This window comes from Pseudomonas sp. DC3200b2, assembly GCF_049895785.1.
GTDB classification, from domain to species: Bacteria; Pseudomonadota; Gammaproteobacteria; order Pseudomonadales; family Pseudomonadaceae; genus Aquipseudomonas; species Aquipseudomonas massiliensis.
Genome location: NZ_JAFCTA010000003.1, coordinates 20262 through 41533, shown reverse-complemented (window position 1 = coordinate 41533; position 21272 = coordinate 20262). Strand labels below are relative to the sequence as shown.

General features: G+C 62.4%; 24 protein-coding genes. 11 read left to right on the top strand and 13 right to left on the bottom strand.

Annotation, left to right across the window (positions count from 1 at the left end; all coding sequences use genetic code 11):
- Positions 1-16 precede the first annotated feature (16 nt).
- From rimO to tsaA, 4 genes are all read left to right on the top strand, one after another.
- A complete protein-coding gene (gene rimO / locus ACP691_RS09570) occupies positions 17-1354 on the top strand; it encodes a 30S ribosomal protein S12 methylthiotransferase RimO (RefSeq protein ID WP_426149262.1) in 1338 nt (445 codons plus the stop codon).
- Positions 1355-1403: 49 nt separating this feature from the next.
- Positions 1404-1886: a GNAT family N-acetyltransferase gene (locus ACP691_RS09565; protein ID WP_426149261.1), complete on the top strand. Its 483-nt coding sequence runs from the start codon at positions 1404-1406 to the stop codon at positions 1884-1886.
- A gap of 61 nt (positions 1887-1947) precedes the next feature.
- Entirely contained in the window at positions 1948-2409 is a 462-nt protein-coding gene (locus tag ACP691_RS09560; RefSeq protein WP_426149260.1) for a DUF1456 family protein, read from the top strand.
- A gap of 1 nt (position 2410) precedes the next feature.
- Positions 2411-3106: a tRNA (N6-threonylcarbamoyladenosine(37)-N6)-methyltransferase TrmO gene (tsaA, locus tag ACP691_RS09555; protein ID WP_426149259.1), complete on the top strand. Its 696-nt coding sequence runs from the start codon at positions 2411-2413 to the stop codon at positions 3104-3106.
- 48 nt (positions 3107-3154) lie between these two features.
- On the opposite strand, the gene fpr is transcribed toward tsaA, so the two are convergent.
- Entirely contained in the window at positions 3155-3934 is a 780-nt protein-coding gene (fpr, locus tag ACP691_RS09550; RefSeq protein ID WP_040261094.1) for a ferredoxin-NADP reductase, read from the bottom strand.
- Between the two features lie 136 nt (positions 3935-4070).
- On the opposite strand from fpr, the gene ACP691_RS09545 reads away from it, so the two are divergent.
- Positions 4071-4997: a LysR family transcriptional regulator gene (locus ACP691_RS09545; RefSeq protein ID WP_040261095.1), complete on the top strand. Its 927-nt coding sequence runs from the start codon at positions 4071-4073 to the stop codon at positions 4995-4997.
- Between the two features lie 6 nt (positions 4998-5003).
- Here the strand turns inward: ACP691_RS09545 and ACP691_RS09540 are convergent, their stop codons facing one another.
- Both ACP691_RS09540 and erdR read right to left on the bottom strand, forming a co-directional pair.
- Positions 5004-5366 (bottom strand): diacylglycerol kinase, encoded by a 363-nt coding sequence (locus tag ACP691_RS09540; RefSeq protein ID WP_426149258.1) that lies wholly within the window; start codon positions 5364-5366, stop codon positions 5004-5006.
- Positions 5367-5433: 67 nt separating this feature from the next.
- Positions 5434-6084 (bottom strand): response regulator transcription factor ErdR, encoded by a 651-nt coding sequence (erdR, locus tag ACP691_RS09535; protein ID WP_426149257.1) that lies wholly within the window; start codon positions 6082-6084, stop codon positions 5434-5436.
- A gap of 165 nt (positions 6085-6249) precedes the next feature.
- Here erdR and ACP691_RS09530 point away from each other — a divergent pair, with 165 nt between their 5' ends.
- Positions 6250-7140 carry a DMT family transporter gene (locus tag ACP691_RS09530; protein WP_426149256.1) on the top strand — a complete coding sequence of 297 codons (891 nt, stop codon included), beginning with the start codon at positions 6250-6252 and terminating at the stop codon, positions 7138-7140.
- On the opposite strand, the gene ACP691_RS09525 is transcribed toward ACP691_RS09530, so the two are convergent.
- Positions 7141-7824, bottom strand: a complete 684-nt coding sequence (locus tag ACP691_RS09525) for a tRNA-uridine aminocarboxypropyltransferase (protein ID WP_426149696.1) — start codon at positions 7822-7824, stop codon at positions 7141-7143.
- A gap of 166 nt (positions 7825-7990) precedes the next feature.
- On the opposite strand from ACP691_RS09525, the gene ACP691_RS09520 reads away from it, so the two are divergent.
- Together ACP691_RS09520 and ACP691_RS09515 are read left to right on the top strand one after the other, a co-directional pair.
- Entirely contained in the window at positions 7991-8404 is a 414-nt protein-coding gene (locus ACP691_RS09520; RefSeq protein WP_426149255.1) for a PA3611 family quorum-sensing-regulated virulence factor, read from the top strand.
- 65 nt (positions 8405-8469) lie between these two features.
- Positions 8470-9543, top strand: a complete 1074-nt coding sequence (locus tag ACP691_RS09515; RefSeq protein WP_426149254.1) for a TIGR00730 family Rossman fold protein — start codon at positions 8470-8472, stop codon at positions 9541-9543.
- A 40-nt stretch (positions 9544-9583) separates the two neighbouring features.
- Here ACP691_RS09515 and recX read toward each other — a convergent pair whose 3' ends face one another.
- The 3 genes from recX to ACP691_RS09500 form a co-directional block, all read right to left on the bottom strand.
- Positions 9584-10045, bottom strand: a complete 462-nt coding sequence (gene recX / locus ACP691_RS09510) for a recombination regulator RecX (RefSeq protein ID WP_426149253.1) — start codon at positions 10043-10045, stop codon at positions 9584-9586.
- Between the two features lie 19 nt (positions 10046-10064).
- Positions 10065-11129, bottom strand: a complete 1065-nt coding sequence (gene recA, locus ACP691_RS09505; RefSeq protein ID WP_040261102.1) for a recombinase RecA — start codon at positions 11127-11129, stop codon at positions 10065-10067.
- A gap of 106 nt (positions 11130-11235) precedes the next feature.
- Positions 11236-11736 carry a nicotinamide-nucleotide amidohydrolase family protein gene (locus ACP691_RS09500; protein ID WP_426149252.1) on the bottom strand — a complete coding sequence of 167 codons (501 nt, stop codon included), beginning with the start codon at positions 11734-11736 and terminating at the stop codon, positions 11236-11238.
- A 274-nt stretch (positions 11737-12010) separates the two neighbouring features.
- Between ACP691_RS09500 and ACP691_RS09495 the strand changes: the two genes are divergently transcribed.
- The 3 genes from ACP691_RS09495 to fdxA all read left to right on the top strand — a co-directional run bounded on the left by ACP691_RS09495 (position 12011) and on the right by fdxA (position 15637).
- Positions 12011-12346 carry a general stress protein gene (locus ACP691_RS09495; protein ID WP_426149251.1) on the top strand — a complete coding sequence of 112 codons (336 nt, stop codon included), beginning with the start codon at positions 12011-12013 and terminating at the stop codon, positions 12344-12346.
- A gap of 234 nt (positions 12347-12580) precedes the next feature.
- Positions 12581-15148, top strand: a complete 2568-nt coding sequence (mutS, locus tag ACP691_RS09490) for a DNA mismatch repair protein MutS (protein WP_426149250.1) — start codon at positions 12581-12583, stop codon at positions 15146-15148.
- A gap of 165 nt (positions 15149-15313) precedes the next feature.
- Positions 15314-15637 (top strand): ferredoxin FdxA, encoded by a 324-nt coding sequence (fdxA, locus tag ACP691_RS09485; protein ID WP_040261106.1) that lies wholly within the window; start codon positions 15314-15316, stop codon positions 15635-15637.
- A 477-nt stretch (positions 15638-16114) separates the two neighbouring features.
- On the opposite strand, the gene rpoS is transcribed toward fdxA, so the two are convergent.
- The 6 genes from rpoS to ispF form a co-directional block, all read right to left on the bottom strand.
- Positions 16115-17119: an RNA polymerase sigma factor RpoS gene (gene rpoS / locus ACP691_RS09480; RefSeq protein WP_426149249.1), complete on the bottom strand. Its 1005-nt coding sequence runs from the start codon at positions 17117-17119 to the stop codon at positions 16115-16117.
- Positions 17120-17227: 108 nt separating this feature from the next.
- Positions 17228-18106 (bottom strand): peptidoglycan DD-metalloendopeptidase family protein, encoded by an 879-nt coding sequence (locus ACP691_RS09475; protein ID WP_426149248.1) that lies wholly within the window; start codon positions 18104-18106, stop codon positions 17228-17230.
- A 153-nt stretch (positions 18107-18259) separates the two neighbouring features.
- Entirely contained in the window at positions 18260-18895 is a 636-nt protein-coding gene (locus ACP691_RS09470; protein WP_426149695.1) for a protein-L-isoaspartate(D-aspartate) O-methyltransferase, read from the bottom strand.
- Positions 18896-18933: 38 nt separating this feature from the next.
- Positions 18934-19683 carry a 5'/3'-nucleotidase SurE gene (surE, locus tag ACP691_RS09465; protein WP_426149247.1) on the bottom strand — a complete coding sequence of 250 codons (750 nt, stop codon included), beginning with the start codon at positions 19681-19683 and terminating at the stop codon, positions 18934-18936.
- A gap of 11 nt (positions 19684-19694) precedes the next feature.
- Positions 19695-20729 (bottom strand): tRNA pseudouridine(13) synthase TruD, encoded by a 1035-nt coding sequence (gene truD, locus ACP691_RS09460; RefSeq protein WP_426149246.1) that lies wholly within the window; start codon positions 20727-20729, stop codon positions 19695-19697.
- Positions 20726-21199 (bottom strand): 2-C-methyl-D-erythritol 2,4-cyclodiphosphate synthase, encoded by a 474-nt coding sequence (ispF, locus tag ACP691_RS09455; protein WP_426149245.1) that lies wholly within the window; start codon positions 21197-21199, stop codon positions 20726-20728. The genes truD and ispF overlap by 4 nt, the downstream gene beginning before the upstream one ends.
- Positions 21200-21272 lie beyond the last annotated feature (73 nt).

Sequence of the window (21272 nt, the reverse complement as noted above, 5' to 3'; positions counted from 1 at the left end):
CACACCGAGGTTAGTCATGTCTACTGTCACTCCGCCCGCCGCCACTCCAAAGGTCGGCTTCGTTTCACTGGGCTGCCCCAAGGCCCTGGTCGATTCGGAGCGGATCCTGACCCAACTGCGCATGGAAGGCTACGAGGTCGTCCCCACTTACCAGGACGCCGACGTGGTGGTGGTCAACACCTGTGGCTTTATAGACAGTGCCAAGGCCGAATCGCTCGAAGTGATTGGCGAAGCCATCGCCGAGAATGGCCGCGTGATCGTCACCGGCTGCATGGGCGTGGAGGAAAGCGCCATCCGTGACGTGCATCCCAGCGTGCTGGCGGTGACAGGGCCGCAGCAATACGAGCAGGTGGTCACCGCGGTGCATGAAGTGGTGCCGCCCCGGCAGGACCATAATCCGCTGATCGACCTGGTGCCGCCTCAGGGAATCAAGCTGACTCCGCGTCATTATGCGTACCTGAAGATTTCCGAAGGCTGCAACCACAGCTGCAGCTTCTGCATCATCCCTTCCATGCGCGGCAAGCTGGTCAGCCGGCCGGTGGGCGATGTGCTGGACGAGGCCCAGCGCCTGGCCAAGGCGGGCGTGAAGGAACTGCTGGTGATCTCCCAGGACACCAGCGCCTATGGCGTGGACGTGAAGTACCGCACCGGGTTCTGGAACGGCCAGCCGGTGAAAACCCGCATGACTGAGCTGTGCGAAGCCCTTTCGACCCTGGGTGTCTGGGTGCGTCTTCACTATGTATACCCCTACCCTCATGTGGATGAGCTGATCCCCCTGATGGCAGCCGGCAAGATCCTGCCGTACCTGGACATCCCCTTCCAGCACGCCAGCCCCAAGGTGCTCAAGGCCATGAAGCGGCCAGCCTTCGAAGACAAGACCCTGGCCCGCATCAAGCAATGGCGAGAGATCTGTCCGGAGCTGGTCATTCGCTCGACCTTCATCGTGGGCTTCCCAGGCGAAACCGAGGAGGATTTCCAGTATCTGCTCGACTGGCTCACCGAAGCCCAGCTGGATCGTGTCGGCTGCTTCCAGTATTCGCCGGTCGAGGGCGCGCCGGCCAATCTTCTGGATGCGCCGGTACCGGACGACATCAAGCAGGAGCGCTGGGAGCGCTTCATGGCCCACCAGCAGGCCATCAGCGCGGCCCGTCTGCAGGCCCGCGTGGGCAAGGAAATCGAAGTGTTGATCGACGAGGTAGACGAAGACGGCGCCATTGGCCGCTGCTTCTACGATGCCCCGGAAATCGATGGCAACGTGTACGTAGACGCCGACCGACCCCTGCGGCCAGGAGACAAGGTGCTGTGCCGGATCACCGACGCGGATGAATACGACCTCTGGGCCACGGCAATCTAAGATCACGCGGGCTATAGTGTTGCTGGCACCTGTCAAGGAGACACCCGCCATGCCAGCAGCCTTTGCCCCAGCAGCCTTTAACATAGGCACTCCCAGCCGCGCCGAATACCCGGACCTGCTCAGGGTCTGGGAAGCCTCGGTGCGGGCTACCCATGACTTTCTCCCCGATGCCTACATCGTCGAGCTCAGGACGATCATGGCCGAGCGCTATCTGGACGCGGTGATGTTGGTCTGCATCCGGGACGCCAAGCGCCGGATCGCCGGCTTTGCCGGGGTGGCCGCCGGGCGCGTCGAAATGCTCTTCATTGACCCAGCCTATCGCGGCATTGGGCTGGGCAAGCGCCTGCTGTGGTACACCGTGGAACACTTCAATGCCCGGGGGCTGGATGTGAACGAACAGAATATCCAGGCACTGGGGTTCTACCTGCATGAAGGCTTCGAAGTGATAGGCCGCAGCGACGTGGACGGCATGGGCCAGCCCTACCCGCTTCTCCATCTGCGCCTGGCCATGCGTCCCGCGCGCTCGGCATGAGCAGCGGCTGGCGACGGCAGGTACACTATGCGCTTTGTTCGCGCTCAAGGCCTGAAGATCCATGATTCACAACGACGTGCTGCGCAGCTTGCGCTACCTGCTCAACATCAGTGATGGCAAGCTGGTGGACATTATCCAGCTGGGTGGGCTCAATGTGCCTATCGAAGCGGTACGCAGCTATCTCAAGAAAGAAGAGGAAGCCGGCTTCACCCGCTGCCCGGACGCGATCATGGGCCATTTCCTCGACGGGCTGGTCATTCACCGCCGCGGGCGAGACGACAGTCGTCCGCCGCAGCCCTTGCAGTTGCCGGTGACCAACAATGACATTCTGAAGAAGCTGCGCGTGGCCTTCGAGCTTCGGGAAGACGACATCCGGGACATCCTGGCCGACGTCGACTTCCCTGTCTCGAAACCGGAGCTCAGTGCATTGTTCCGCAAACAGGGCCATAACAACTATCGGCCCTGTGGCGACCAGCTGCTGCGTAACTTCCTCAAAGGCCTGACGGCTCGGCTGCGTCCCTGACATGGCTTATAGCGTTGTTCCGGTCGGCCATATACGGTCGTGCTTCAAGGAAAAATTCGCCATCCCCCGCCAGCCCGCCCTGGCCCCGGCCGCCCGCGGCTGCCTGGAATTGTCGCCGCCCTTCGACCGCACCGAAGCGGTGCAAGGGCTTGAAGGGGTCAGCCACGTCTGGTTGCTGTTCATTTTCCATCAGGCCCTGGAAACCGAGCCACGGTTGAAGGTCCGCCCGCCCAGGCTGGGAGGGAACCGCAGCATCGGCGTTTTCGCCAGCCGCGCTACCCACCGCCCCAACGGGATTGGCCAATCGGTGGTAAGACTGGACCGAATCGAGCCCGGCAAGCTATGGCTCTCGGGCCTTGACCTGCTCGACGGTACGCCGGTGCTCGACATCAAGCCCTATGTCCCCTACGCCGACCAGGTTCCGGAAGCGACCAACACCATTGCCGAAGCGCCGCCAGCCCTGCTGCCGGTAGACTGGGCCAGCGCAGCGCTGGCACAGGCGCGGTCCCACGCCCTTCGCCTTGACGAGCCCCTGGTGGCGCTGATCGAGCAATGCCTGGGGCAGGACCCACGCCCTGCGTATCAGGTACCCAACCCCGAGCGCACCTATGGCGTGAAGCTGTGGGATGTCGAGGTGCGCTGGCATTACCCCACCCCGGCAAGCATCCGCGTGCTGGAAGTATTCGCCCAGGCATGAAAAAGCCGCCCGGCATGACGCGGGGCGGCTTCATGGGCCAGCGGCCGATTATTTCTCGACGAAGGCCCGTTCGATCAGGTAATCACCCGGCTCGCGCATGCGCGGTGACACCTGCAGGCCGAAGCTGTCCAGCACGGCACTGGTTTCATCCAGCATGCTCGGGCTGCCGCAGATCATGGCGCGGTCATCCTGCGGGTTGATCGGCGGCAGGCCGATATCCGCGAACAGCTTGCCGCTGCGCATCAGGTCGGTGAGGCGCCCCTGGTTACGGAAGGGCTCACGGGTCACGGTGGGGTAGTAGATCAGCTTGTCGCGCACGCCTTCGCCGAAGAACTCGTTCTGCGGCAGGTGCTCGGTGATGAACTCATGGTAGGCGACTTCATTGGTGTAGCGCACGCCATGTACCAGAATGACTTTCTCGAAACGCTCGTAGGTTTCCGGATCCTGAATAACGCTCATGAAGGGCGCCAGGCCAGTTCCGGTGCTGAGCAGGTACAGGTGCTTGCCCGGCTTGAGGTCGTCGAGCACCAGCGTGCCGGTGGGCTTCTTGCTGATGATGATCTCGTCGCCTTCCTTCAGGTGCTGCAACTGCGAGGTGAGCGGGCCGTCCGGCACCTTGATGCTGAAGAACTCCAGATGCTCCTCCCAGTTCGGGCTGGCGATGGAGTAGGCACGCATCAGAGGACGACCGTTGGGCTGCTGCAGACCGATCATCACGAACTGCCCGTTTTCGAAACGCAACCCCGGGTCGCGGGTGCACTTGAAACTGAACAGGGTATCGTTCCAGTGATGAACACTGAGCACGCGCTCGTGGTTGAAGTTGCTCATTGAAAGAAAGGCTCCTGAAAACTCGGTACCCTGGCTGGCAGGCGCCGACGACGCGGCATGATTGCGCGGTATTCTAGATCGCGCCACAATATCTGTTAAATGAATTATCAAGATATACCTAATCGGTTATATAGATATGCGATTCACCTTGCGTCAGCTTCAGGTTTTCGTAGCGGTGGCCCAGCAGGAAAGCGTCTCCCGCGCAGCGTCCCTGCTAGCACTGTCCCAGTCTGCTGCCAGTACCTCCATCACCGAGCTGGAGCGGCAGTCCAGTTGCCAATTGTTCGATCGCGCGGGCAAGCGCCTGAGCCTGAACGCCTTGGGGCATCAGTTGCTTCCCAAGGCCGTTGCCTTGCTGGACCAGGCCAAGGAAATCGAAGACCTGCTCAATGGCAAGTCCGGCTTCGGCTCCCTGGCCGTGGGCGCGACCCTGACTATCGGCAACTACCTGGCGACCCTGCTGATCGGCAGCTTCATGCAACGGCATCCGGAAAGCCAGGTGAAGCTCCACGTCCATAACACCGCGCATATCGTGCAACAGGTGGCCCAGCACGAACTGGACCTGGGGCTGATCGAGGGCGACTGTCACCACGGCGACATCGCTGTTCAACCTTGGGTGGAGGACGAACTGGCGGTGTTTTGTTCCCCTTCCCACCCGCTGGCCAGCAAAGGGCAGGCAAGTCTCGAGGAACTGGTCAACGAAGCCTGGATATTGCGCGAGCAGGGCTCTGGCACGCGCCTGACCTTCGACCAGGCCATGCGTCATCATCGCTCGATGCTCAATGTGCGTCTGGAACTGGAGCATACCGAGGCGATCAAGCGCGCGGTGGAGTCCGGGCTGGGTATTGGCTGCGTATCGCGCCTGGCCCTGCGCGACGCGGTACGCCGTGGCAGCCTGGTCTACATCGCCACGCCGGAGCTTGACCTGGCGCGCCAGTTCTTCTTCATCTGGCACAAGCAGAAATACCAGACCTGCGCCATGCGGGAGTTCCTCGAATTGTGCCGCACCTTTACCGCCGGGGTTCGGCGCAGCGATGAGATAGTGCTGCAGCCCGTGGCATGAACCGGTTCAAAGCAGCACGATGGCCCAGACGATGGCGATCATGCTCAGGGCGATCAATTGCGCGGCGCTGCCCATGTCCTTGGCATTCTTGGACAATGGGTGGCGTTCCAGGGAAATGCGATCGACCGTGGCCTCGATGGCGGAATTGATCAACTCGACGATCAACGCTAGCAGGCATGCCATTACCAATACCGCGTGTTCCACCCGGCTGACATGCAGGAAAAAGCTCAGTGGAATGAGCAGCACATTGAGCAGCACCAGCTGGCGGAACGCGGCTTCGCCGGTAAAGGCGGCGCGCAGCCCGTCCAGGGAATAGCCCGCGGCATTGAAGATACGCTTGAGGCCACGCTGGCCTTTGAAAGGGGACATGGGTCGAGCCCTGGGATTTTGGTGCTGCACCTTACCTGATCGCCTCGCCGGTTGCAGCTGTCCTTCCTTAAACGCTGACGGTGGCCAGCTGTTGCAGCAATAGCGCTGCCTGGGTACGGGTGCGCACGCCCAGCTTGCGGAAAATAGCGGTAACGTGAGCCTTGATCGTGGCTTCGGAAACGCTCAGCTCGAAGGCGATCTGCTTGTTCAGAAGGCCCTCGCATACCATGGTCAATACGCGAAACTGCTGTGGCGTCAGGCTGGCCAGCCCCTCGCCGGCCGCCCGCGCCTGCGGCGTCACTTCCACCATCTCGAAGGCTTGTGGCGGCCACCAGTCATCTCCCTCCAACACCGCCTGCACTGCGGCCTGTATGGCTTCCAGCGGGCTGGATTTGGGAATGAAGCCGCTGGCGCCGAACTCCCGTGCCTTCACTACCACGGTCGCGTCGTCCTGGGCGGAAATCATCACCACCGGTACCTGTGGATATTGCCCACGTAGCAGCACTAGCCCGGAAAGGCCATAGGCACCAGGCATGTTCAGGTCCAGCAACACCAGGTCCCAGTCGCACTTGTCCGCCAATCGCGCCTCCAATTGGGCAATGCTATCGGCCTCGCGCACGCTGACCTCCTCGCCGAAGGCCAGGGTCAAGGCCTGGCTCAACGCGCTGCGAAACAGCGGGTGATCATCAGCGATCAGGATATGGTGGTGGCTGGCCATCGGAGGCGTCCTGTATGAACGGGCAAGGGCGGCCCGGAGGCCGTCAGCGGCGTGACATTTCGCCGCGGCTGAACCGGGGCCAAGCATGCCGAGGCCAGCCGGGGTGGTCAAGTTGCCTGCATTGGGGCACAGTCCGCGCTCCGGATATTGCCAAGGACGAATACGATGCAAGCCAATGCCCTGCGGGCCGACCTTCTCATGCTACTGACCGCCCTGATCTGGGGCTCGGGTTTCGTGGCACAGACCGCTGGCATGGAACATATTGGCCCATTCCTCTATTCAGGGCTGCGCTTTGCCCTCGGCGCGCTCTGCCTGCTGCCCTTGTTGTGCTGGTCGCTGCGCCAACGGCCGAACCCGGCCCCGGCGCCCAGTGGACACTGGAGGGCAGGCACCGCCATGGGCCTGGCCCTGGCCGTGGGCATCAACCTGCAGCAATTCGGCCTGCAGTTCACCACCGTCACCAACGCCGGGTTCATCACTGGCCTCTACGTCATAGTCGTTCCCGTGGTCGGCCTGTTCCTAGGCCATCGCACCGGCGCCGGTACCTGGCTAGGAGCAGCCATGGCCGTGGTGGGGATGTACCTGCTCAGTGTCAATGAACACTTCCAGGTCGCCCCGGGGGACTGGCTGCAACTGGCGGGCGCATTCGTCTGGGCCGGCCATGTGCTGCTGGTAGGCCAATTCGCCCGACACCATAACGTGATCCAGCTGGCTTGCATTCAGTTCCTGGTCTGCGCGCTGTTCAGCCTGGCCCTCGCGCTGGCCTTCGAACCCCTTGCCGCGGACGCTATCCTCGCCGCCCTGCCAGCCGTGGCGTACGGCGGCATGGTGGCCGCGGCGCTTGGGTACACCTTGCAAGTGGTCGCCCAGCGCCATGCCATCGCGTCCCATGCGGCCATCATCTTTTCCCTCGAAGCCGTCTTCGCGGCCATGGCTGCCACCCTCCTGCTCGGTGAGGTGCTGACCTTCCGCGGTTACCTGGGATGCGCCGTGATGCTGGCGGGAATGCTCACCGCCCAGCTGTGGCCTTCCCGCGCCCGCGCCGCTATGGCCTGATCAGCCACCCCCTGGCCTGGGCAAGTTACGCTTGGCTGCCAGATAGTGCGCGCTGAACCTGTCCAGCCAGCCGTCCAACGCCTGGGCGGCAAGCTCATCTCCCGCCAACGCCAGGCACATGGCGGCTACCTCTGCCGTGCAGAAGTGGTCGTCCCGTCGCGAGCGACGCAAGCGGTAGCGGGAAATTTCCTCTGGCGCCAGGCTCAGTACCGGAAAGCCGTCCAAGTAAGGGCTTTTCCGGAACATCTTGCGCGCTTCGGTCCAGGTCGCATCCAGCAGCACGAACAATGGGCGCCTGCCGATCAGAGGTTCCACCTGGCTGAGCACGCGGCTCTTGGGTTCAACGAACTCACCCGGGAACACCAGATAGGGCTGATAGGCCGGGTCGGCCAGCAGAGCGAGCAACCTGGGGTCCGCTTCCGTGCGTTGCCAGCCAAAGGCGAAGGTATCCGGCACCACATCGGCGATCAGCCAACCGGTGTTGGTGGGCTTGAGGGCTTCAACGTCATGCATGAGCAGGCACACCGCTGCCTGGGCTTGCACCCGGGGGCGAAGCGCACAGATGCAATGGCTGGGTATCACACGGCAATGCGGGCATCGGGCGCTCTTCGAGCCCCGAGCGATGAAGGGGCGAGTGCTGCGCGCCAGGCGTTCGGCACGCAGGTGAAATACGGCATGGGACATGGTACGGCCAAGGCGGGAGAAAGCGCGCATTCTACCACCGGCTTTTGTTCGTCGGCGTGGCCGACCGGACAGCGTATATACTGCCCAGGCCCTGGGCTGGAACATGGCCGGTTCGAACCGGTCCAACGGGCTTGCGCCCTGGGCGACATTCGACTGAGGAGGTTTCATGCCACGCTTCACCATCGCTCTTTCCCTGCTAATGGCGCTGCCCCTGGGCATGGCCCAGGCTGCTTCGCTACAAGAGTTCGGGCTTAGCAAGAAGCTCCAGAACGTAGCCCGGGAAAGCAGTGTCGGTACGCCCCGCGCCCTGAACGAAGACATCCTCGACCTGGGCTACACCGTCCAGGGTAACGAGCTGGTCGACCACCTGGCCGTGCGCCCAAGCTATGCCGAGCAGATGCGCCAGAACCCCCAGGATGTCTATCTTCAGCTGGGCGCCAGCGTTTGCCGCAACAAGGGCTATGTCGACCTGATGCGCAGCGGCGCGGTGATGCGCTATGACTTCGTAGAGAACACCAAGGCCAGGAAGCCAGTCGCCACTCACAGGTACACCGCCGCTGATTGTGGTCTCAAGCCCTGAGCTGTTCCCATCCAGGGTAGCGGCGCCTCTGCGAGGCCGTCGCTTTCCCACCAAGGAGAGGTTCAATGCCCTACCAGCACGACTCAACTCTGGGCCAGCACCTTACGGAGCTTGACCCTACCCTGCTCGAGCAGGTCGATGCCCAGTTGGCTCGCCTGGCGCCGGGCAGCCCCAATACCGACCTTTATCGGGACATGATATTGACCGCGCTGCGCATGGCCCATGAGGATCGCAGCCGCTGGCATGCCAAGATCACCTTGCAGACCGTGCGCGAGCTGGACAAGGCTTTCCGCGCCCTGGAACCCCATCAGGGGCGCCGCAAGGTCACGGTTTTCGGCTCGGCGCGTACACCATGGGAACATCCCGTGTATGCCCTCGCTCGTGAGTTGGGCGCTGCCTTGGCACGAGATGGCTTCATGGTCATCACCGGAGGCGGTGGTGGGGTAATGGCGGCCGCCCATGAGGGTGCAGGAGCTGAGCACAGTCTGGGCTTCAACATCACCCTGCCCTTCGAACAACAGGCCAACCCGACTATTCATGGGTCCGAGCGCCTGTTGTCGTTTCATTTCTTCTTTGTGCGCAAGCTCTTCTTCGTGAAGGAGGCCGACGCTATCGTGCTGTGCCCCGGCGGCTTCGGCACCCTGGACGAAGCGCTTGAGGTGATAACGCTGATCCAGACAGGCAAAAGCCCTCTGGTGCCCGTGGTGTTGCTGGATGCACCCGGCGGCACCTTCTGGCAGGACGCCCTGGACTTCGTGCAGCGCCAGTTGGAATCGAACCGGTACATCCTTCCCAGCGACCTGAAACTGATGAAACTGGTGCACAGCGCCCAGGATGCCGTGGATGAAATCAGCCAGTTCTACGCCAACTTCCACTCTTCTCGCTGGCTTAACCAGCAGTTCATCATCCGTATGCATCATCCATTGGCGCCGACCGCCCTCGCGCGTCTGGAAGAGGATTTTGCCGACCTCAAGCTTGGGGGTGAGTTCGCGCAGTTCGAGCCGGCACATGAAACCGCCGACGAGCCCGAACTGGCACACCTGACTCGCTTGGTATTCAGCTTCATCAGACGCGGCCAGGGACGATTGCGGGAGCTGGTGAACTTCATCAACCAACCGGAAAACTGGGCCAAACCCTGATATGAAAGGGGGCCGGACGCCTTGGCGTCCAGCCCCACTGTCAATCTCGCCCGCTCAAGAGGCGGCCGACCATGTCCATGGAATAGCCCCGATAGAGCAGGTATCGAGTCTGCCGCGCCCGCTCCTTGGCATCGCTTGGCGCGCGACCCTCGAACTTGCGCTCCCAGAGATCACGAAGCAATGCGGGCCAATCCAGCGCGCTTTCGCGCAATGCCTGGTCCACATCACTGCGTTGGAGACCTCGCTGAGTCAACTCCTCGCGGATACGGGCAGGCCCATGACCCGAACGCGCCCGATAACTGATGAAGCTCTCCAGGTAACGGGCCTCCGAGAGCAAACCTTCTTCGGCCAACCGATCCAGAGCACCAGCGATCAGCTCGGCGGGCGCGCCTTTTTGCCGGAGCTTGCGCTCCAACTCCACGCGCCCGTGCTCACGCCGCGCGAGCAAATCCATGGCGGCTCGGCGGACGGCAACAGGGGTATCAAGCACCAAGGTTGCCATTCACAGCCGCCAGAACAGGTCAGAAGTCGCTTTCGGCATCGACCGCTTCATCCGCAGCCACGGCACCGCGCTTGGCTTCAGGCGAAGGCGCGGGCGCCGCGCTCAACAGCTTGTCGCGGATCTGCTTTTCCAGCGCGGCCTTCACTTCCGGATTCTCTTCCAGGTACTTGGCGGCGTTGGCCTTGCCCTGGCCGATCTTGTTGCCCTGGTACGCATACCAGGCGCCGGATTTGTCGATCAGCCCGTTGGCAACGCCAAGGTCGATGATCTCGCCGTTCAGGTAGATGCCCTTGCCATACAGAATCTGGAACTCGGCCTGGCGGAATGGCGGCGACACCTTGTTCTTGACCACCTTGACGCGGGTTTCGCTACCCACGATGTCGTCGCCTTCCTTCACCGAGCCGGTGCGGCGGATATCCAGGCGAACCGATGCGTAGAATTTCAGCGCGTTACCACCCGTGGTGGTTTCCGGGCTACCGAACATGACGCCGATCTTCATGCGGATCTGGTTGATGAAGATCACCAGGCAATTGGCGGTCTTGATGTTACCGGTGATCTTGCGAAGGGCCTGAGACATCAGGCGAGCCTGCAAGCCCACGTGCATGTCGCCCATTTCGCCTTCGATTTCCGCCTTGGGCACAAGAGCCGCCACGGAGTCGACGATGATGACGTCCACCGCGTTGGAACGCACCAGCATGTCGGTGATTTCCAGCGCCTGCTCGCCGGTGTCCGGCTGCGACACCAGGAGATCGTCGACATTGACGCCCAACTTGCCGGCGTACTCCGGGTCCAGCGCATGCTCGGCGTCGACGAAGGCGCAGGTGGCGCCGGCGCGCTGGGCCTGGGCGATGACCGACAGGGTCAGGGTGGTTTTACCGGACGACTCAGGCCCGTAGATTTCAACGATACGGCCCTTTGGCAGGCCACCGATGCCCAGCGCGATGTCCAGGCCGAGCGAGCCGGTGGAAATGGCCGGGATGGCTGACCGCTCATGGTCACCCATGCGCATCACGGCTCCCTTGCCGAACTGACGCTCGATCTGACCCAAGGCCGCAGCCAAGGCACGCTTCTTGTTGTCGTCCATAGATATCCTCACGATTTCGACAAGGCCCACAGCGCGCGAAGCGCGGCCTGTATCTGGCCAATTACTGTATAAGTAGACAGTATTATACACGCCTTACGACGGCCGCCTACCCCTGAACGGGTTTTTCTCCATTGGCCAAGGCCAGTAATCCTTGGAGCGCGGCGACGACGGTTTGCTCCCTTACAGCCTGGCGATTACCGGGAAACTGACGCCGCGCGGCGAAGACTGCCCCGCCATCGGCCCAAGCCAGCCAGACCGTGCCCACAGGCTTGGCCGGCGAGCCACCACCCGGGCCGGCGATACCGCTCACGGCCACGGCAAAGCGAGCTTCGGCCCTGGCCGCCGCGCCGCGCGCCATGGCGATGACCACCTCCTCGCTGACCGCTCCGACCCGATCGAACACGGGCGCGGCAACGCCCAACTGCAATTGCTTCTGCCGGTTCGAATAGGTGACGAACCCGGCCTCGAACCAGGATGAGCTTCCGGCCACACGGGTAATCGCTTCGGCAATGCCGCCACCGGTACAGGATTCGGCCGTAGTGACCGATGCATCCAGTGCCAGCAGACGTTGGCCAAGGGTAGTGGCCAGATGGGTTATTTCATCCATGGAGAAAACCTCGAGTGGGCAGAGGGCAAGGTGCAGAGGGACTTTCCAACGCTCGCGGCCCGCTTGTCCAGCGTTCATGCGCAACCTGGGATGACAAAGGTCGGCATCTGGAAGACTAAAGAATGCCGCCCCGGTTGAGTCGGTCCTTTAAGCCAGGATGCCACAGTTTCGAGCCTGAAAAGCTCTCGCGTTTCGTCGCGTCGAGGGAGCCCGCCGGCCTAGGCCCAGTCACATTCAATGCGTGACCTAAACCAACCCCTGAGGAGTAAGGATCATGACCGACAAACAAGATAAGCAACAAGGCAAGATGACCGTGGAAGAAGCTGGTCGTAAAGGGGGCCAAGCCACGGCTGAATCCCACGGCAGCGAGTTCTATCAGGAAATCGGCAGCAAGGGTGGCCAGAACAGCGGTGGCAACTTCGCCAATGACCGCGAGCGCGCCAGCGAAGCCGGCAGCAAGGGCGGTCAGAACAGCGGTGGCAATGACCAGAAAAGCGGAGGCGGCAGCCAGAACAGCGGCGGTAACTTCGCCAACGATCGCGAGAAAGCCAGCGAGGCCGGGCGCAAGGGCGGCCAGAACAGCGGCGGCGGCAATCGCAACCAGCAATGATGCCAGGCGACTTGCCTGAGCCATGAGCGCGAGCCCGGCCTTGCCGGGCTCCTCTGTGATCCGCCCTAACCAAGCCCTGACTCAAAGGCTTCCAATGCCCGGATAGCGTCGGCCAGCCCTTTCTTTGCAGACGCGCTCATGCCTGAGCCCGTATCGGCATTCAATGACCAGGTGAAAACCTAGTACCATGGGCGGCTTCGTCCCATGTTGAACGTAGCCGAGCCAAGCCCCTGAATGTCTGACCTGTCCAACCACACCCCGATGATGCAGCAGTACTGGAAGCTCAAGCATCAGCATCCAGACCAGCTCATGTTCTATCGCATGGGCGACTTCTACGAAATCTTCTACGAAGATGCCAAGAAAGCGGCCAAGCTGCTGGATATCACCCTGACCGCGCGTGGTCAGTCCGCCGGGCAGTCCATCCCCATGTGCGGTATCCCGTATCACGCGGCCGAAGGCTACCTGGCCAAGCTGGTCAAGCTGGGGGAATCGGTCGTCATTTGCGAACAGATCGGCGACCCGGCCACCAGCAAGGGGCCAGTAGAGCGGCAGGTGGTACGGATCATCACGCCCGGAACGGTGAGCGACGAAGCCTTGCTCGATGAGCGCCGCGACAATCTGATCGCTGCCCTGCTTGGCGATGAGCGCCTGTTCGGGCTGGCTGTGCTGGATATCACCAGCGGCCAGTTCATCGTGCAGGAACTCAAAGGCTGGGAGCACCTGCTGGCCGAACTGGAGCGGATCAACCCGGTCGAGCTGCTGATCCCCGACGACTGGCCCCAGGGGCTGCCCGCGGAAAAGCGCCGGGGCTCGCGCCGACGCGCGCCTTGGGAATTCGAACGCGACACCGCCAGGAAGCTGCTATGCCAGCAGTTCGGCACCCAGGACCTCAAGGGCTTCGGCTGTGAACAATTGACCCTGGCCATTGGCGCCGCCGGCTGTCTGCTGGCCTATGCGCGTGAAACCCAGCGCACCGCCCTGCCCCACCTGCGCAGTCTACGGCATGAACGACTGGACGACACCGTGGTGCTGGACGCCGCTACCCGGCGTAACCTGGAACTGGACGTCAATCTCGGCGGTGGTCGCGACAACACATTGCAATCAGTGCTGGACCGCTGCCAGACGGCCATGGGCAGCCGCCTGCTCACCCGCTGGCTGAACCGCCCGCTGCGCGACCCCAAGGTACTCAACGCCCGACAGCGCTCCATCGCCTGTCTGCTGGAAAACTATCGCTTCGAAGGCTTGCAGCCGCGGCTCAAGGACATAGGCGACCTGGAACGTATTCTGGCGCGCATCGGCCTGCGCAACGCTCGCCCCCGGGACCTGGCGCGGCTGCGCGACGCCCTGGCCGCCTTGCCCGAACTGCAGAACCACATGGCTGACCTGGAGGCGCCACATCTGGCGCAATTGGCGACCATCGCCGGCACCTACCCGGAACTGGCGTCGTTGCTCGAACGAGCCATCATCGACACGCCGCCGGCGGTAATTCGCGATGGCGGGGTGCTCAAGGCCGGCTACGATCCGGAGCTGGACGAACTGCTTGCGCTGAGCGAAAACGCCGGGCAGTTCCTGATCGACCTGGAAGCACGGGAAAAGACCCGTACCGGCCTGGCCAATCTCAAGGTCGGCTATAACCGGGTGCACGGTTACTTCATCGAATTGCCCAGCAAGCAGGCCGAACAGGCCCCGGGCGACTATATTCGCCGGCAGACGCTCAAGGGTGCGGAACGCTTCATCACCCCGGAGCTCAAGGCCTTCGAAGACAAGGCCCTGTCCGCGAAAACCCGGGCGCTGGCTCGGGAGAAAATGCTCTACGAGGCGCTACTGGAAACCCTGATCGGCCACTTGGCGCCCCTGCAGGACACCGCGGCGGCCCTGGCGGAGCTGGATGTGCTGAGCAATCTGGCCGAGCGTGCCCTGACCCTGGACCTGAACTGCCCCAGCTTCGTCGATGAGCCGTGCATCCGCATCGACCAGGGGCGCCACCCTGTCGTGGAACAAGTGCTGACCACGCCGTTCGTGGCCAATGACCTGACCCTGGACAACCAGACACGGATGCTGGTGATCACCGGGCCGAACATGGGCGGTAAGTCCACTTACATGCGGCAGACAGCGTTGATCGTACTGCTGGCTCATATCGGCGCCTTCGTTCCCGCGGCGCGCTGCGAGCTGTCACTGGTAGACCGCATCTTCACCCGCATCGGCTCGAGCGACGACCTGGCCGGTGGACGTTCGACCTTCATGGTGGAGATGAGCGAGACCGCCAATATCCTGCATAACGCCACGGATGCCAGCCTGGTGCTGATGGACGAGGTCGGCCGGGGCACCAGCACCTTCGACGGCTTGTCCCTGGCCTGGGCCGCGGCTGAAAGGCTGGCTCAGCTCAAGGCATTCACCCTGTTCGCCACTCACTATTTCGAGCTCACGGTACTGCCGGAGAGCGAGTCAGTGGTAGCCAACGTGCACCTCAATGCTACCGAGCACAATGAGCGCATCGTGTTCCTGCACCATGTGCTGCCAGGGCCGGCCAGCCAGAGCTATGGGCTGGCGGTGGCACAGCTGGCAGGCGTGCCCGCCGCGGTGATCCAGCGCGCCCGGGATCACCTGGCTCGGCTGGAAACCGCCAGCCTGCCCAAGGAGCCTGCCAACCGCAAGCCAGGGAAGGCCCAGGTGCCGCACCAGAGCGACCTTTTTGCGCAACTGCCTCACCCAGTGCTCGATGAACTGGCCAAGCTCGATGTGGACAGCCTCACCCCCCGCGCGGCCTTGGAGCTGCTCTATACATTGAAGAACCGGGTCTAACGCGCAGCCCATCAAGCTGATAGAATCCCGCGCGGTTTGGGAAGTCCACCGTCAGTGGCCCGCGCGGGCCGCTTGTGGCGATCAGCCTGGCGCCAGACCAGCACCCCGAACCTGCCCGGGCCCAGCCGTGGGGCCCGAGACAGCCGCCTGAGGAGAGAGAGTGAAATGACCTTCGTCGTCACCGACAACTGCATCAAGTGCAAGTACACCGACTGCGTAGAAGTGTGTCCGGTGGATTGCTTTTACGAAGGCCCGAACTTCCTGGTGATTCACCCGGATGAATGCATCGATTGCGCCTTGTGCGAGCCCGAATGCCCCGCCCAGGCCATCTTCTCTGAAGACGAAGTGCCGGACGACATGCAGGAATTCATTGCGTTGAACGCCGAGTTGGCAGAGGTATGGCCGAACATCACGGAGCGTAAGGACGCCCTGCCGGAAGCCGAGGAATTCGATGGAGTGAAGGGCAAGATCAAGGACCTGGTGCGCTAACGCGGGCACTGGCTACTGGTTTTCTCGCAGGCAATAAAAAGGGGGGGTTAACCCCCCCCGTATCGTCGTCCCTGGTCCTTGTGCTTCCTACATCGTCCTGATGAATCGCGTCATGCGATGTCCTGGCTACCTTCCTGGCGGCCTGTGTCTGTCCCTAGACACAGTTCCAATAATAGGGTCTTGAGCCTGCCAGGCAAGCCACCCAGTTTTTCAAAAAAAGACCGAGTTCAAGGTGTTACAACAATAAAACGCCAGTTTATCAACGGATTAAGAATTCACTTAGTTCGTTAAAGAAGTTTTTCACAAGTTAAGATGGCGTTTGCTTACGTTAGATGTAAGCATTTTCCTACCCAAACTGTAGTCACGCTTCACCGGACATCGCCATGATGCCGGGGCAAAGCAGCTCCTGTCGCTTTTCAATTGGGCAAAACAAAGCCCGAAGCAAGGCTCCGGGCTTTATTGTCGCAGGCGAGCGTGCTACTGGAAAAGAGACTCGCTGGAAAGGCCATTGCGCTCGAGTATTTCCCGCAGCCGCTTGAGCCCTTCTACCTGGATCTGCCGCACCCGTTCCCGGGTGAGTCCGATCTCCAGACCCACATCCTCCAGCGTGCTGCTTTCATGGCCCCTGAGGCCGAAGCGACGGACTACTACCTCACGCTGCTTATCAGTGAGTTCCGAGAGCCATTGGTCGATGCTCTGCGACAGGTCGTCGTCCTGCAGGAGTTCACAAGGGTCGGTCGGGCGGTCATCGGTCAGAGTATCGAGTAGGGTCTTGTCCGAATCCGGGCCGAGGGAGACATCCACGGAAGACACGCGCTCGTTCAGCCCGAGCATGCGCTTGACCTCGCACACGGGCTTTTCCAGCAGCGCGGCGATTTCTTCGGGGGAGGGCTCATGGTCGAGCTTCTGCGTCAGTTCGCGGGCAGCGCGCAAATAGACGTTCAATTCCTTGACCACATGGATAGGCAGGCGGATGGTGCGGGTCTGGTTCATGATCGCCCGCTCGATGGTCTGGCGAATCCACCAGGTTGCGTAGGTCGAGAAGCGGAAGCCGCGTTCGGGGTCGAATTTTTCCACCGCACGGATAAGTCCGAGGTTGCCCTCCTCGATCAGGTCAAGCAGGGATAGACCCCGATTGACATAGCGACGGGCAATCTTGACCACCAGCCTGAGGTTGCTCTCGATCATTCGCTTGCGCCCGGCGGGATCACCTTTCTGGGAGAGCCGGGCGAAATGGACTTCTTCCTCGGGGGAAAGAAGCGGCGAGAAGCCGATTTCATTCAAATAGAGTTGGGTAGCATCAAGCGCGCGGGTGTAGTCAATGTACTTGTGCTGCTTGAGCGAGGAAGACTGCCTGACCTTGGGGCGTACCGCCGGTACCGGGGTATCCTCTTCAATGGCCGTGTCCAGGACGATGCCGGTTTCGACCAACAGCACCTCATCGTCGATGTCAAACTCCGGCGCTTCTCTATTAAGAGCCATTGTTATAGTCCCTTGCTGAGTTCGACCTCAAGCCCAAGCGCGCCTGGTTTCCATGGCTGCGCAGGAGCCTGTCCCCACTACGTGGTCAGCGACAGGCTGCAGCATCGATCAACGTCGCGGCAGAAATTGCATAGGGTCTACCGGTTTGCCCTGACGGCGAATCTCAAAGTGCAGCTTTACTCGATCCGTCCCCGTTGAGCCCATTTCGGCAATCGTCTGCCCGGCTTTGACTTGCTGCCCCTCCCGAACCAGTAGCCTACGGTTATGACCATAGGCACTCACGTAGGTATCACTGTGTTTGATGATCACCAACTCGCCGTAGCCCCGAAGTCCACTCCCGGCGTACACCACGGATCCATCAGACGCAGCGAAAACAGGCTGTCCCAAATCCCCCGCGATATCAATTCCTTTATTCAAACTACCGTTTGAAGCGAATTTGCCTATCAAGACGCCATTTGCGGGCCAGGTCCAACCGCCCGCCACCACTTCGCCAGCAGGGACGGGAGTAGGTTCCGCAACGCCTGGCGAAGCGGCGCCCGTGCCTGAAACCCCCGGTGTTGCGGGCGTGGCAGTGACGACTGGGCGACGGATGACGGTTGTGGTGCTGGAAGAGGACGTCGAGGTACTGCGGGTCACGACAGTTGCAGGTGCGCTGGTAACCGCAGCGGTGCCCCCTGACGCACCGTCGAAGCGCAGCGCCTGGCCCGGACGAATGGTATAGGGTGGCGGAATGTTATTACGGGCTGCCAGGGCCTTGTAGTCCCAACCATACCGGAAGGCGATCGCATAGAGGGTGTCCCCGCGCTTGACCACATATTGCCCTGTCGTGACCTGAGGACGCTGCGGCTGAGCCGCTCGGTCCACTACACGCACACCACTGCTGGGCGTGCTCGAGCAGCCTGCCAGCAAGGCCAGGCCAGCCAGGCCGATGAGCAGGCGTGCCTTCCACCGCGCGCCACAGCGCTGGCCAGTTACTATCAGACTCACCCGTTGCTCCCTTTGGATGGTGAATGAACGGCCGGCATTATAACCGAGCCTGAACGATGGCCAGGTCAGGAAAGCCATTATGAAACAGAAAGATGCCGCGAAAACCTACAGCCATCTCTGACCTGACAGGCGACGCGGAATTCCAACCCGCGGTCAGGCCAGCGGGCCGTTGAGCAAGGGGACGAAACGCACCGCGCCCAAGGTATGCCGTGCGTAGCCATGTTCTTCCCGAATAATGAGCAGCAACTGCTGCACATCCCCAGCGCCTACCGGTATCACCAGTCGCCCACCGGGGGCCAGTTGGTCCAGCAACGCCTGGGGAACGTCCGCCGCCACGGCGGTAACGATGATGCCATTGTAGGGCGCCAGGGCCGGCCAGCCTTCCCAGCCATCTCCCCAGCGAAAGACCACATTGCGCAGGTTGAGGCCCTGCATGCGCTCCTTGGCGCGATCCTGCAGCCCCTTGATGCGCTCCACCGAGAACACGCGCTCGACCAGTTGGGAAAGCACGGCGGTCTGGTAGCCCGAGCCGGTACCGATCTCCAGCACCTTGTCCAGGGGCCCCGCCGCCAGGAGCAGTTCGCTCATGCGCGCGACCATGTAGGGCTGGGAAATGGTCTGATTGTTGCCGATGGGTAGCGCGGTATCCTCGTAGGCGCGGTGGGCAAGCGCTTCGTCCACGAACAGATGGCGGGGGGTCCTGCGGATCACCTCCAGCACCTGGGCGTTGCAGATGCCCTCCTCTACCAGCCTGGCAATCAGCCGCTCTCGGGTGCGCTGCGAGGTCATGCCGATGCCTCGGTGCAACAGGTCGTCCTGGCCGCGCATCACCCTAGCTCCTCCAACCAGGCCCCGAGCGCCTCGAACGCAGGATAGAAGGTGCGATCCAGCTGCAGCGGGGTCACTGAAACGAAGCCTTGCAGCACCGCATGGAAATCCGTGCCCTGGCCGCCATCTTCGGCATCGCCTGCCGCCGCGATCCAGTAGCCTGGCTTGCCGCGAGGGTCCACCACCAGGCTGGGACGCGCCGCGCGGGCGCGGTGGCCCAGGCGGGTCAGACGTATGCCGCGCACCGCCTCGAGCGGCAGGTTCGGCACATTGACGTTGATCAACGTACGTGGTGGCAACGCAAGGCCTGCCTGGGCCTCGATGAATTTGCGGGCGAACCAGGCCGCTGTAGGCAGGTTCTCCAGCTGACGCGAAGCCAGTGAAAAGGCAAAGGCGGTATGCCCGCTGAATCGCCCTTCCAGGGCAGCGGCCACGGTGCCGGAATAAATGACGTCATCGCCCAGGTTGGCGCCCAGGTTGATCCCTGACACCACCAGGTCCGCCGCTTCTTCCATCAGGGCATTGAGCCCCAGGTGCACGCAATCGGCCGGGGTGCCATCAAGGCTGATGAAGCCGTTGTCCAGCACAACGGGGTGCAACGGCCGGTCAATGGTCAAGGCGCTGCTGCAACCGCTCCGGTCCTGGTCCGGCGCTATCACCGTGCACTGGGCGAAATCCGCCAGGGCGGCATGCAGCGCGGCGATGCCGGGGGCTGTGACCCCGTCGTCATTGGAGATCAAGATACGCATGGGCTTTCCGTCTATCCCGCCGGCACCAGATCGAACAGCTCACGAACCACGGCGGTGGCGAAGCATCCGGTGGGCAGGATGAAATCCAGTTGCAGAATGTCAGGCTGGGGATAATGCCACGACAAATCCCGGATGGGCAGCCGCAGAATACGCCGTTCGTGATCCAGGCCCGCCTCGGCAAGCCAATGGCAGAGCCGCGGCTCCCGAGCGGCGACCTGTTCTTCGAGTACCAGGGTGGTGGCCGAGGCGGGGCTGGGGCCGCCACCGAACAGCGGCCCGGTGGGATGCAGGTCCAGGGCCCGCAGCCGTGGGTCGCCGCACTCGGCCGGGCCGGCGGCGAAGAAGCTGCGGCTATCGGTGAAGGCCAATACATCTCCAGGCCGAGCCTGCTCCCAGCTGCCTTGGCCTACCCGCTCAGCGAGCACCTGGTTGAACAGATAGCTGCGGGCGCTGGATAGCAGACGCGAACGCAGGTTGCGCTGCGCGGGCAGCTTGCCCTCCGTAGCATAGTGCCGCGCCTGCGCCAGGTTGCCGCCTTCATGACCGAAGCGCTGCAGGCCGAAGTAGTTGGGCACGCCCTGGGCCTTCAATACCTGTAGCCGTTGCTCAACCGCGGCGGGATCAGCCTTCATTTCGGTGAGCCGCAACGAGAAGCCGTTGGCTGAATGCGCGCCTCGTTGCAGCTTGCGCGAGTGACGACAGACCTTCAGAACGGCCAGGCTGGCATCCTGGGCCGAGGCCAGGTCGGGGTCGGCCTTGCCTGGCAAGTGCAGGCTGAACCACTGCCGCGTCAGCGCCTGACGATCTTTGAGTCCGGCATAGCTGATGGCCTTGAGCGGCACGCCGGCGGCCTTCGCGAGGCGCCGGGCAGCTTCCTCGGTATTGAGCTCGCGCTTTTCCACCCATAGCCAAAGGTGTTCGCCCTCCCCGCTCAAGGGAATGTCCAGCACCTCGTTGACCTGGAAATCCTCGGCCGTGGCCTTGAGCACGGCTGTGCCCAGCGTCACCTGGTTGGCCCGCGGGCCTAGCAGCTCGGCCTCGGTCATAGGGCCATCAGCAGTGCAACGGCGTGCACGGCTATGCCTTCTTCGCGGCCGGTGAAGCCTAGCTTTTCGGTCGTGGTGGCCTTGACGTTGACGGCGTCGAGTTCCACTTGCAGGTCTTCGGCGATGCACTGGCGCATCCCGGGAATATGCGGGGCCATCTTCGGTGCCTGGGCTACGATGGTGGCGTCGACGTTCGCCACCCGCCAGCCCTTGCCGTGAATAAGCTCTACAACATGCCTGAGCAGCGCGCGGCTATCGGCACCCTTGAAGCGAGGGTCGGTATCAGGAAAATGTTGGCCGATATCCCCCAGCGCGGCGGCGCCCAGCAGCGCGTCACTGAGCGCATGGAGCAGGACGTCACCGTCGGAATGGGCTACCAGGCCGGCTCGGTGAGCGATGCGCACCCCGCCGAGGGTGATGAAACTGCCTTCGCCGAAGCGGTGGACATCATAGCCGTGGCCGATACGCATAGAAAAACGCCCTGTTCTGATCAGGGCGCGATTCTACCTTGGCTGGCGCCGCTTGGGCACCGCCAGGCGCCGC